Source organism: Escherichia sp. MOD1-EC5950 (genome assembly GCF_002965345.1).
Lineage (GTDB): Bacteria > Pseudomonadota > Gammaproteobacteria > Enterobacterales > Enterobacteriaceae > Escherichia > Escherichia marmotae.
Map to the genome: position 1 here is coordinate 16739 of NZ_PTSR01000037.1, position 11440 is coordinate 28178.

Consider the following 11440-nt stretch of genomic DNA (forward strand, 5'->3'; position numbering starts at 1 on the left):
GTCAGGCTGCGTAACATATTTCCTTGGGAAATTCTCTCGTGGTTAAATATGTTCTTCTGACTTTGCCCCAGGCTCTGAGCATAAAAAAACTCTGCTTTTCACCTTCAAGCTCTTTCACGGATTTCAGCGCGAAATTTTCTTTGGTGATCAAAAATTCCCCCCATGAAATATGGTCGCAGCTATACAAATATGCGACTTTTTCATGGGTTTCATAATACTTTGTTATCTCAATGTAAATCGCCATACAATTCTGCCCTTCATCCTTGAACAGTCCACGCCCGCAGGCGTGGACGTTATCGTTATTACTTCACAGGAATTTCTTTCAGCAGTTCAGTCAGCAGTGTCCAGTAATGACCAACGCTTTCGATATGAACTTGCTCATCCGGAGAGTGTGGACCAGTGATGGTTGGCCCGATAGAAACCATGTCCATTTCCGGATACGGTTTTTTGAACAGACCACATTCCAGGCCCGCGTGGATAATCTGGATGTTCGGCGTCTTGTTGAACAGACGCTGATAGGTTTCCCGTACCAGATGCATCACCGGAGAGTTAGCGTCCGGCTGCCAGCCAGGATATGCGCCTTTCGCTTCGGTCTTCGCGCCTGCCAGTTTACCCAGTGAATCCAGCATGCTCACCACGTAGTCTTTACCGCTGTCGATCAGTGAACGGATCAGACAGTGAATTTCTACGTTGTTGTCGGTCATGGTCACCACACCGACGTTCAGTGAGGTTTCAACCACGCCTTTTGCCACGTCGGAGTTACGAATAACGCCGTTCGGGGTGGCGTTCAACAGGCGAATAAAGGTATCGCGAGATTTAGCAATTAGTGCAGCTTTATCGTTCGCTACAGAGTCCAGCAACAATGCCAGGTTTTTCTCTTTCTCTGCCAGCTCGTTTTTCAGGATATCCTGATAGGTATTCACCAGAGATTTCAGTGCATCGACTTTATCGGCTGCAACAGCGATGGTCGCAAAGGCTTCACGCGGAATGGCGTTACGCAGTGTGCCACCGTTGAAATCGATAAGGCGCAGATCCAGCTCTTCTGCATGACCTGCCAGGAAGCGTACCAACAGTTTGTTGGCATTACCCAGGCCAACGTGGATTTCACCGCCGGAGTGGCCGCCTTTCAGACCTTTTAAGGTTAACTTAAAGGTTTCAAAGCCAGCCGGAACCGCTTCACGATCCAAATGCAGGTTAGAGGTGAAGTCGATACCACCCGCACAACCCATATAGATTTCACCTTCTTCTTCAGAGTCGGTGTTAATCAGAATGTCAGCCTGTAACCAGTTGCTCTGTAAGCCGAACGCGCCATCCATACCGGCTTCTTCGGTCATGGTCAGCAGCACTTCCAGCGGACCATGAACCACGTTGTCATCGGCAAGAACCGCCAGCGCAGAGGCCATACCAATACCGTTATCCGCGCCCAGCGTTGTGCCGCGTGCTTTAACCCATTCGCCATCAATATAAGGCTGGATAGGATCTTTAGTGAAGTCGTGCACGGTGTCGTTGTTTTTCTGTGGCACCATATCGAGGTGAGCCTGCAGGACGACCGGTTTACGGTTTTCCATACCTGCAGTGGCAGGTTTACGAATCAGGATATTTCCCACCTGATCGCGTTCGACATGGAAACCTTTCTCTTTTGCCCAACCTACAATGTATTCAGCAAGCTGCTCTTCGTGGTAGGACGGGTGAGGAATAGAACAGATTTTGGCAAAAATATCCCACAGCGGCTGTGGAGATAATTGAGACAGTTCAGACACGTTAAGTCTCCTTGTCGATCACCCGCAAAACAGTATTGCAGGTCACAGGGTTAGCAGAAAATGTTGTCAGCACAAGTCAGGCTTGCGAGATATGTTTGAGAATACCACTTTATCCAGCGACAGGTAGTAGCAGTGCGCAAAAAGACGCGGACTTATGTGAAATACTGGTTTTTAGTGCGTCAGATCTCTATAATCTCGCGCAACCTATTTTCCCCTCGAACACTTTTTAAGCCGTAGATAAACAGGCTGGGACACTTCACATGAGCGAAAAATACATCGTCACCTGGGACATGTTGCAGATTCATGCACGTAAACTGGCAAGCCGCCTGATGCCTTCAGAACAATGGAAAGGCATTATTGCCGTTAGCCGTGGCGGTCTGGTGCCCGGAGCCTTACTGGCGCGTGAACTGGGTATTCGTCATGTCGATACCGTATGTATTTCCAGCTACGATCACGACAACCAGCGTGAACTGAAAGTACTGAAACGCGCAGAAGGCGATGGTGAAGGCTTCATCGTCATTGATGACCTGGTAGATACCGGCGGTACTGCGGTGGCAATCCGTGAAATGTATCCAAAAGCGCACTTTGTCACCATCTTCGCTAAACCGGCTGGTCGTCCGCTGGTTGATGATTATGTTGTTGATATCCCGCAAAATACCTGGATTGAGCAGCCGTGGGATATGGGCGTGGTGTTCGTTCCGCCTATCTCTGGTCGCTAATCTTTTCAACGCCTGGCTTTGCCGGGCGTTGTTCTTTTTGACGTCAGGCAGGTTACAATAGCTTCCAGTAAGTATTCCTGGAGGCTGCATCCATGACACAGGCTAACCTGAGCGAAACCCTGTTCAAACCCCGCTTTAAACACCCTGAAACCTCGACGCTAGTCCGCCGTTTTAACCGCGGTGCGCAACCGTCGGTGCAGTCGGCCCTCGATGGCAAAAATATTCCTCACTGGTATCGCATGATTAACCGCCTGATGTGGATCTGGCGTGGCGTTGATCCGCGTGAAATCCTCGATGTCCAGGCGCGTATTGTGATGAGCGATGCCGAACGCACCGACAATGATTTATACGATACGGTGATTGGTTACCGCGGTGGCAACTGGATTTATGAGTGGGCCACCCAGGCAATGCTGTGGCAACAGAAAGCCTGTGCGGAAGAAGACCCGCAAGTCAGCGGGCGTCACTGGCTGCACGCTGCTACGTTGTACAATATTGCCGCCTATCCGCACTTGAAGGGCGATGATCTGGCTGAACAGGTACAGGCGTTGTCAAATCGCGCGTATGAAGAAGCGGCGCAACGTCTGCCTGGCACCATGCGGCAGATGGAGTTTACTGTGCCGGGCGGCGCGCCCATCATTGGCTTTTTGCATATGCCAAAAGGCGATGGCCCATTCCCGACAGTATTAATGTGTGGTGGTTTGGATGCGATGCAAACAGACTATTACTCCCTTTATGAGCGCTATTTTGCACCGCGCGGCATTGCGATGCTGACTATTGATATGCCTTCGGTCGGTTTTTCCTCAAAATGGAAACTCACCCAGGATTCCAGCTTGCTGCACCAACATGTTTTAAAGGCGTTGCCAAACGTGCCGTGGGTGGATCACACACGCGTCGCAGCCTTTGGTTTCCGTTTTGGTGCTAACGTTGCCGTGCGCCTCGCATACCTTGAATCGCCGCGTCTGAAAGCCGTTGCCTGTCTTGGGCCGGTGGTTCACACCTTGTTGAGTGATTTTAAGTGCCAGCAACAGGTGCCGGAAATGTATCTTGACGTACTGGCCAGCCGTTTGGGGATGCATGATGCTTCCGACGAAGCGTTGCGCGTGGAGCTGAATCGCTATTCATTAAAAGTGCAAGGATTGTTGGGACGTCGTTGCCCAACGCCAATGTTATCAGGTTACTGGAAGAACGATCCGTTCAGCCCGGAAGAGGATTCCCGCTTAATCACTTCGTCATCTGCCGACGGTAAATTGTTAGAAATTCCATTTAATCCGGTGTATCGGAATTTTGACAAAGCGCTTCAGGAAATCACCGACTGGATCGAAAAACGATTGTGTTAAAAATTTGCTAAATTTTGTCAATTTGGTAAAACAGTTGCATCACAACAGGAGATCGCAATGACGTTACCGAGTGGACACCCGAAAAGCAGATTGATCAAAAAATTTACCGCACTTGGCCCGTATATTCGTGAAGGTAAGTGCGAAGATAATCGATTCTTTTTCGATTGTCTGGCTGTATGCGTCAACGTGAAACCCGCGCCGGAAGTGCGTGAGTTTTGGGGCTGGTGGATGGAACTGGAAGCGCAGGAGTCCCGTTTTACCTACAGTTATCAGTTCGGTCTGTTTGATAAAGCAGGTGACTGGACGAGTGTTCCGGTAAACGATGCAGAAGTGGTTGAGCGACTGGAGCATACTTTGCGTGAGTTTCATGAAAAGCTGCGTGAACTGCTGACGACGCTGAATTTTAAGCTGGAACCGGCGGATGATTTTCGCGATGAACCGGTGAAGTTAACGGCGTGAGTGAAATGTGCCGGATGCCTCGCATCCGGCAATATTAATTAAAACTGATACGTCATCCCAACCGCGACAATATCATCATTATTGATATTCAACTTATTATCGCTATCCAGTTGGTTGATTTTATAATCAACAAATGCTGACATGTTTTTGTTAAAATAATACGTGGCACCAACATCAATATAATTGACCAGATCCTCATCACCGATGCCTTCAATATCTTTCCCTTTTGATAATACGTAACCCAGGGATGGACGCAGACCAAAGTCGAACTGGTATTGTGCGACTGCTTCAAAGTTTTGCGTCTTATTGGCAAAGCCGCCAGAAATTGGCGTCATATTACGCGTTTCAGAATAGAAGGTTGCCAGGTAAATATTATTAGCATCGTATTTAAGACCCGTAGCCCACGCTTCTGCGCGTTTACCCGTGCCACGGCTTTGCTGATTCTGCTCGTTGGTACGATCAGAGTTGGTATAGGCACCGCTGATAGCGAAATCACTGCCGCCAAAGTCATATGTCAGTGACGTACCGAAGCCATCGCCGTTCTGCTTTTTAACATCGCGGTTTTCGTTTTTTCCTTGATATTGCAAGGTCAGGTTCAGGCCATCAATAACGCCGAAGAAGTCGGTGTTACGATAAGTCGCCAGGCCGCTGGCGCGTTTAGTCATAAAGTTGTCGGTCTGGGCGGAGGAGTCGCCACCGAATTCCGGGAACATATCTGTCCAGGCTTCAACGTCATACAATGCGCCAAGGTTACGACCATAATCGAATGAACCTAAATCTTTATATTTCAATCCGGCAAAGGCGAGACGCGTTTTTTGCTGTGCGGTATCACTCTCCGCTTTATTTCCGGCAAACTCCGCTTCCCAACGACCATAACCGGTCAGTTGATCGTTAATTTGTGTTTCGCCTTTAAAACCAAAACGGATATAACTCTGATCGCCATCTTTACTCTCATTATCACTGATATAATGCATGGCTTTTACTTTGCCATAGACATCCAGTTTATTACCGTCTTTATTATATACTTCTGCAGCTTGTACGGATGCAGATGCCACAATGCCCATCACCACTAATGCCAGAGTGCTCTTTTTCATTTTCATTCCTGATTTTAATTAACGCACAAATATTCAGCGGGGGAGTCCCGTTGAAAACAGGAAAGTTTTTAACCTGAGATTGTTAAAGATATATTACAGATTAATAATATTCTTAAAATGTGGTAATTTATTAAATCTGTAATAAAAGCGTAAACAACGGCTGCTACGCTTGCTGATCCCGCGCAACAAAACGCCATGCTTTGCTCGCAGATGGTTGGCAACCGGCGACAGTCCTGCTAAAACGTTCGTTTGATATCATTTTTCCTAACATTGAATGGCAGAGAATCATGAGTGACAGCCAGACGCTGGTGGTAAAACTCGGCACCAGTGTGCTAACAGGTGGATCGCGCCGCCTGAACCGTGCCCATATTGTTGAACTTGTTCGCCAGTGCGCGCAGCTACATGCCGCCGGGCATCGGATTGTAATTGTGACGTCGGGCGCGATTGCCGCCGGACGTGAGCACCTGGGCTACCCGGAACTGCCAGCGACTATCGCCTCGAAACAACTCCTGGCGGCGGTAGGGCAGAGCCGACTGATTCAATTGTGGGAACAACTGTTTTCAATTTACGGTATTCACGTCGGGCAGATGCTGCTGACGCGTGCAGATATGGAAGATCGTGAACGCTTCCTGAACGCCCGCGATACCCTGCGTGCGTTGCTCGACAACAACATCGTTCCGGTAATTAATGAGAATGATGCTGTCGCTACGGCAGAGATTAAAGTTGGCGACAACGATAATCTCTCGGCGTTAGCGGCAATTCTGGCCGGTGCCGATAAACTGCTGCTGCTGACCGATCAAAAAGGTTTGTATACCGCAGACCCGCGCAGTAATCCTCAGGCGGAACTGATTAAAGATGTTTACGGTATTGATGATGCGCTGCGCGCGATTGCCGGTGACAGCGTTTCAGGCCTTGGAACCGGCGGCATGGGCACCAAGTTGCAGGCGGCTGACGTAGCCTGTCGTGCGGGTATCGATACCATTATTGCCGCGGGTAGCAAGCCAGGCGTCATTGGCGACGTGATGGGAGGTATCCCGGTTGGTACGTTGTTCCATGCCCAGGCTACTCCGCTTGAAAACCGCAAACGCTGGATTTTTGGCGCGCCGCCAGCGGGTGAAATTACTGTAGATGAAGGGGCGACCGCCGCTATTCTTGAACGCGGCAGTTCCCTGTTGCCGAAAGGCATTAAAAGCGTGAGTGGCAACTTCTCCCGCGGTGAAGTCATCCGCATTTGCAACCTCGAAGGTCGCGATATTGCTCACGGCGTTAGCCGCTATAACAGCGATGCATTGCGCCGTATTGCCGGACACCACTCGCAAGAAATTGATGCAATACTGGGATATGAATACGGCCCGGTTGCCGTTCACCGTGATGACATGATTACCCGTTAAGGAGCAGGCCGATGCTGGAACAAATGGGCATTGCTGCGAAGCAAGCCTCGTATAAATTAGCGCAACTCTCCAGCCGCGAAAAAAATCGCGTGCTGGAAAAGATCGCTGATGAGCTGGAAGCACAGAGCGAAAGCATCCTCGATGCTAACGCCCAGGATGTTGCTGACGCGCGTGCCAATGGCCTTAGCGAAGCGATGCTTGACCGTCTGGCGTTAACGCCCGCGCGCCTGAAAGGCATTGCCGACGATGTGCGGCAGGTGTGTAATCTTGCCGATCCGGTAGGGCAGGTGATTGATGGAGGTGTGCTGGACAGCGGCCTGCGTCTGGAGCGTCGCCGCGTGCCGCTGGGTGTTATAGGTGTAATTTATGAAGCGCGTCCGAACGTGACAGTTGATGTCGCTTCGCTGTGTCTGAAAACTGGTAACGCGGTGATCCTGCGCGGCGGCAAAGAAACCTGTCGCACTAACGCTGCAACGGTAGCGGTGATTCAGGACGCCCTGAAATCCTGCGGTTTACCGGCAGGCGCAGTGCAGGCGATTGATAATCCGGATCGCGCACTGGTGAGTGAAATGCTGCGCATGGATAAATACATCGACATGTTGATCCCGCGTGGTGGTGCTGGTTTGCATAAGCTGTGCCGCGAGCAGTCGACAATTCCGGTGATCACTGGCGGCATTGGCGTCTGCCATATTTACGTTGATGAAAGTGCTGACATTTCTGCAGCCCTGAAAGTGATCGTCAACGCGAAAACCCAGCGTCCGAGTACCTGCAATACGGTAGAAACGTTGCTGGTGAATAAAAACATCGCTGATAACTTCCTGCCTGCGTTAAGCAAGCAAATGACGGAAAGCGGCGTGACGTTACACGCCGATGCTGCGGCACTGGCGCAGTTGCAGGCAGGATCTGCGAAAGTGGTGGCTGTTAAGGCGGAAGAGTATGACGATGAATTCCTGTCGTTAGATTTGAACGTCAAAATCGTCAGCGATCTTGACGACGCCATCGCCCATATTCGTGAGCACGGGACGCAACACTCCGATGCGATCCTGACGCGTGATATGCGCAATGCCCAGCGTTTTGTCAATGAAGTGGACTCCTCTGCTGTTTACGTTAACGCGTCTACACGTTTCACCGACGGCGGCCAGTTTGGTCTTGGCGCGGAAGTGGCGGTAAGCACGCAAAAACTCCACGCACGCGGACCAATGGGGCTGGAAGCGCTGACCACCTACAAGTGGATCGGTATTGGTGATTACACCGTTCGTGCGTAAATAAAACCGGGTGATGCAAAAGTAGCCATTTGATTCACAAGGCCATTGACGCATCGCCCGGTTAGTTTTAACCTTGTCCACCGTGATTCACGTTCGTGAACATGTCCTTTTCAGGGCCGATATAGCTCAGTTGGTAGAGCAGCGCATTCGTAATGCGAAGGTCGTAGGTTCGACTCCTATTATCGGCACCATTCTAACGTCTCCCCAAGTCTACTCAAGTATTTAAAAAACTCTTATAATCCGCATGTTAGCGCCCCTTTTAGTCTTTTGATGTCTACTTAAGTACCCCAAAATCTACAGTCAATTGGGGGTACTTTTGGGGGTATTTGCTGTTCGGTTTAGTGGAGGTACCCCCAAGTGAAACTCAATGCCCGTCAAATAGACACTGCCAAGCCAAAAGAGAAGGCTTACAAGCTGGCTGATGGTGGTGGTCTGTATCTCTTGGTAAAACCTAGTGGAGGAAAATATTGGCGCTTCAAATATCGTGTAGCTGGTAAAGAGAAGCTGTTAGCACTAGGTGTGTATCCTGAAGTTACCTTGGCTGATGCTCGTGCAAAACGTGAAGAAGCTAAAAGGGGGATCGCTGGGGGTATCGATCCGATGGAAGCGAAACGAGAGGAAAAGATTGCCCGGGAAACGCAGTTAAACAACACCTTCAAAGATATTGCCCTTGAGTGGCACAGCAGCAAATTAAAAAAATGGTCTGCTGGTTATGCTTCAGACATCCTCGAAGCCTTCAACAAAGATGTGTTCCCTTACATTGGCAAAAAACCAATCGCCGAAATCAAACCACTTGAACTGCTGAATGTGCTGCGGCGCATCGAGGGGCGCGGTGCTACCGAAAAAGCCAAAAAAGTGAGGCAGCGATGCGGGGAAGTTTTCCGCTATGCAATTGTCACTGGACGTGCTGAGTATAACCCTGCACCGGATCTCACCAGCGCGATGCAAGGTCATGAATCTAATCATTATCCTTTCCTCACAGCCAAAGAATTACCTGATTTTTTCAAGGCATTGTCCAGTTACTCAGGAAGTGCATTGGTTGTTATGGCGGCTCGTCTACTGATTATCACCGGTTTGCGGACTGGCGAACTGCGCGGTGCATTATGGGATGAAATCGATCTCAACAAGGCTATCTGGGAGATACCTGCTTCACGGATGAAAATGCGTCGCCCTCATGTGGTGCCTTTGTCTAAGCAGGCTCTTTCGCTTATTGGGCAGATTAAAGAATTAACTGGCAATTATCCGCTTATGTTTCCCGGCCGTAATGATCCAAGGAAAACAATGAGCGAGGCTAGCATAAACCAAGTATTTAAACGCATCGGCTATAACGGAAAGGTTACTGGTCATGGATTCCGGCACACCATGAGCACCATTTTGCATGAGCAGGGCTATAACACCGCGTGGATAGAGACACAGCTCGCACACGTCGATAAAAACTCAATTCGTGGCACATACAACCATGCGCAATATCTGGATGGTCGCCGGGAGATGCTCCAGTGGTATGCCGACTATATGGATTCGCTCGAGCATGGCGGAAATGTGGTGCATGGTGAGTTCGGAAAATGCGGGTGACTGGTTGAGTATACAGTAGTAGACTTTGAGCACCTAAAAAGGCTGATGCAAACAGAGCTGGCTCGGCCTTAACATTAGACCGCTTGAAGGGGGAGAATATGCCAATTGTGGAAAACATTCCTGACTTATCCCACTGGCGAACAGTACAGGAGTTTTCTATCACCCAGGCCGCTTTATTGTTGGCCGGAATTGATCCTTATGATTACCCTACTCTTGAACATGTCAGAGATAATAAACATGAACGTTGGAAAATGGCATGGGGGTTGGCTAATGGAATGGTAACAGCCATCCGTCGTGGTGTCTTAACTCCTGTTGAATGTACCTCTGAAATAGTTGAATACGATAATTGGGGAAATGTTTGTGATATTGAGTACAAACGTCTGACATCAGCGCAACTGACCGATCGTGCATATGAGATAAGCAAGGATAAAACTTTAATTAGTCGCCATTCTTTATATGAGTGGATAAAAAATGAGAGCGTTGATTTTGCGAGATGCCCTCGCCCTATACCTGTTAAGGAAGTTAATCCGCCAGCAATCATTGAATCATCTCATCAGGTAATTAATCCTGACGAGTATTTGTGTACTTATGGGCATAAGAGTGATGGGTTGGAGTATGTGCAGGATGCTATAAGAGAACTATGGTCGACGTATGACCCAGATGACCCACAGACGGCTCCGACAGAGCATGAGGTACTTGAATATTTGAAAAAACGGGGGGCGGGTTCTAATGTTGCTAGGGCTGTGAATCTGATTTTAAGGCCTGAACATCTGAAGCGTATTGGTAGAAGACCAAAAAAACAAAAAGTTAAATAGTGGTCGCTATTCCAGAAAAATGGTGGTTTCCTTTCAAAAAAAAGTAACCACCAATGCAGATTAAATCGTAAGAACAGTAATTTTTCTTCGTGTTTCACGTCAGCATGATACTTAAAATAGTAAACGCCATTATTAAAAAAAGGTGGAGCTATTTCACTGAAATGGTATTCGCCATTCATAATGGTAAGCATCTATAAATATCACTTTTCTTAATGCAAGCTATGTACACCTTTATAGACGTTACAAGGTGAATATATGGCAAACTCTCTTATTCGTTTAACGGAAGTTCAGCGTAGAACTGGATATAGCAAGGCATGGATTTATCGCCTTATGGGGCAAGGTAAATTTCCTGCATCAGTTAAAATTGGCTCGCGAGCTATTGCTTTCGTTGAGAGTGAAATTGACGAGTGGATTAATCAGCGTATTGCGGAATCACGCGGAACAGCTACCTGATTAAATGGCTACGGGGCCAGAAGCCCCAACTATCCACTAGCAAATAAAAAGTAACTTAATTCGATAGCAGGAGTTTTTATGAAACAGCGAAAAACGCCCGTACAGGGGCAGGGCTTCGTTCGGCCTGAAAACCAGAATCTGCAAAATTTCGGCGAAATTATCCCGGTTATTTCCGGCGTTATTGGCGGACGTGAAACCAATATTGTTAGCGCCAGAGCGTTGCATAAGGCGCTGGGTGTGAAGCGTGATTTCACAACCTGGATTAAAGGACGCATTGATGAGTACGGATTTAAAAAGGGCGTGGATTTTGAAGTTGTAGATAATTTGTACTTTGATTCCCCGAAACGGGGGAACCAAAGTGTAAATATTGAACAGTTTGATTTTGATTGGACAACAAAGCGCGGCGGTGATCGTCGCAGTGAAGACTATTTGATCTCCACGAACATGGCGAAAGAACTGGCGATGGTCGAGCGCACCGAACAGGGCCGCGCCGTTCGTCAGTACTTCATCAAATGCGAGGAGGAGCTACACAAGGTAGCGCCAGTGCGTTCCGCAGCGTTACGCCGGGAACTGAA

General features: G+C 48.7%; 12 protein-coding genes and 1 tRNA gene. 10 read left to right on the forward strand and 3 right to left on the reverse strand.

Annotated elements, in window-relative coordinates:
• Position 1: 1 nt before the first annotated feature.
• Positions 2-244 (reverse strand): hypothetical protein, encoded by a 243-nt coding sequence (locus BEA93_RS21760; protein ID WP_105225060.1) that lies wholly within the window; start codon positions 242-244, stop codon positions 2-4.
• A gap of 58 nt (positions 245-302) precedes the next feature.
• Positions 303-1760 (reverse strand): cytosol nonspecific dipeptidase, encoded by a 1458-nt coding sequence (pepD, locus tag BEA93_RS21765; RefSeq protein ID WP_016248351.1) that lies wholly within the window; start codon positions 1758-1760, stop codon positions 303-305.
• 260 nt (positions 1761-2020) lie between these two features.
• On the opposite strand from pepD, the gene gpt reads away from it, so the two are divergent.
• The 3 genes from gpt to crl all read left to right on the forward strand — a co-directional run bounded on the left by gpt (position 2021) and on the right by crl (position 4275).
• On the forward strand, positions 2021-2479 hold the full coding sequence (gene gpt / locus BEA93_RS21770) for a xanthine phosphoribosyltransferase (RefSeq protein ID WP_001291991.1): 459 nt from the start codon (positions 2021-2023) through the stop codon (positions 2477-2479).
• Between the two features lie 92 nt (positions 2480-2571).
• Positions 2572-3816: an esterase FrsA gene (frsA, locus tag BEA93_RS21775; RefSeq protein WP_001515787.1), complete on the forward strand. Its 1245-nt coding sequence runs from the start codon at positions 2572-2574 to the stop codon at positions 3814-3816.
• A gap of 57 nt (positions 3817-3873) precedes the next feature.
• Positions 3874-4275, forward strand: coding sequence for a sigma factor-binding protein Crl (crl, locus tag BEA93_RS21780; RefSeq protein ID WP_000174683.1), 402 nt, complete (start codon positions 3874-3876; stop codon positions 4273-4275).
• Between the two features lie 38 nt (positions 4276-4313).
• Here crl and phoE read toward each other — a convergent pair whose 3' ends face one another.
• Complete coding sequence (gene phoE / locus BEA93_RS21785; protein ID WP_001515788.1) at positions 4314-5369, reverse strand: phosphoporin PhoE; 1056 nt, start codon at positions 5367-5369, stop codon at positions 4314-4316.
• A 287-nt stretch (positions 5370-5656) separates the two neighbouring features.
• Between phoE and proB the strand changes: the two genes are divergently transcribed.
• The 7 genes from proB to BEA93_RS21820 form a co-directional block, all read left to right on the forward strand.
• Entirely contained in the window at positions 5657-6760 is a 1104-nt protein-coding gene (proB, locus tag BEA93_RS21790) for a glutamate 5-kinase (protein ID WP_001515789.1), read from the forward strand.
• A gap of 11 nt (positions 6761-6771) precedes the next feature.
• On the forward strand, positions 6772-8025 hold the full coding sequence (gene proA / locus BEA93_RS21795; RefSeq protein ID WP_105225059.1) for a glutamate-5-semialdehyde dehydrogenase: 1254 nt from the start codon (positions 6772-6774) through the stop codon (positions 8023-8025).
• A 115-nt stretch (positions 8026-8140) separates the two neighbouring features.
• Positions 8141-8216: transfer RNA gene (locus tag BEA93_RS21800), tRNA-Thr, on the forward strand.
• 166 nt (positions 8217-8382) lie between these two features.
• Entirely contained in the window at positions 8383-9597 is a 1215-nt protein-coding gene (locus tag BEA93_RS21805) for a tyrosine-type recombinase/integrase (RefSeq protein ID WP_000772650.1), read from the forward strand.
• A 98-nt stretch (positions 9598-9695) separates the two neighbouring features.
• Complete coding sequence (locus BEA93_RS21810; protein ID WP_001526646.1) at positions 9696-10412, forward strand: hypothetical protein; 717 nt, start codon at positions 9696-9698, stop codon at positions 10410-10412.
• Positions 10413-10667: 255 nt separating this feature from the next.
• Positions 10668-10865, forward strand: coding sequence for a helix-turn-helix transcriptional regulator (locus BEA93_RS21815; protein ID WP_001526647.1), 198 nt, complete (start codon positions 10668-10670; stop codon positions 10863-10865).
• A gap of 78 nt (positions 10866-10943) precedes the next feature.
• A partial coding sequence (locus tag BEA93_RS21820) for an antA/AntB antirepressor family protein (RefSeq protein ID WP_172955107.1) occupies positions 10944-11440 on the forward strand: 497 nt, incomplete at its 3' end.

Coding starts and splice junctions, on each gene's coding strand:
- BEA93_RS21760 (WP_105225060.1), bottom strand. CDS start 244: ATGGCGATTTACATTGAGATAACAAAGTATTATGAAACCCATGAAAAA.
- frsA (WP_001515787.1), top strand. CDS start 2,572: ATGACACAGGCTAACCTGAGCGAAACCCTGTTCAAACCCCGCTTTAAA.
- gpt (WP_001291991.1), top strand. CDS start 2,021: ATGAGCGAAAAATACATCGTCACCTGGGACATGTTGCAGATTCATGCA.
- BEA93_RS21810 (WP_001526646.1), top strand. CDS start 9,696: ATGCCAATTGTGGAAAACATTCCTGACTTATCCCACTGGCGAACAGTA.
- proA (WP_105225059.1), top strand. CDS start 6,772: ATGCTGGAACAAATGGGCATTGCTGCGAAGCAAGCCTCGTATAAATTA.
- crl (WP_000174683.1), top strand. CDS start 3,874: ATGACGTTACCGAGTGGACACCCGAAAAGCAGATTGATCAAAAAATTT.
- proB (WP_001515789.1), top strand. CDS start 5,657: ATGAGTGACAGCCAGACGCTGGTGGTAAAACTCGGCACCAGTGTGCTA.
- phoE (WP_001515788.1), bottom strand. CDS start 5,369: ATGAAAAAGAGCACTCTGGCATTAGTGGTGATGGGCATTGTGGCATCT.
- BEA93_RS21815 (WP_001526647.1), top strand. CDS start 10,668: ATGGCAAACTCTCTTATTCGTTTAACGGAAGTTCAGCGTAGAACTGGA.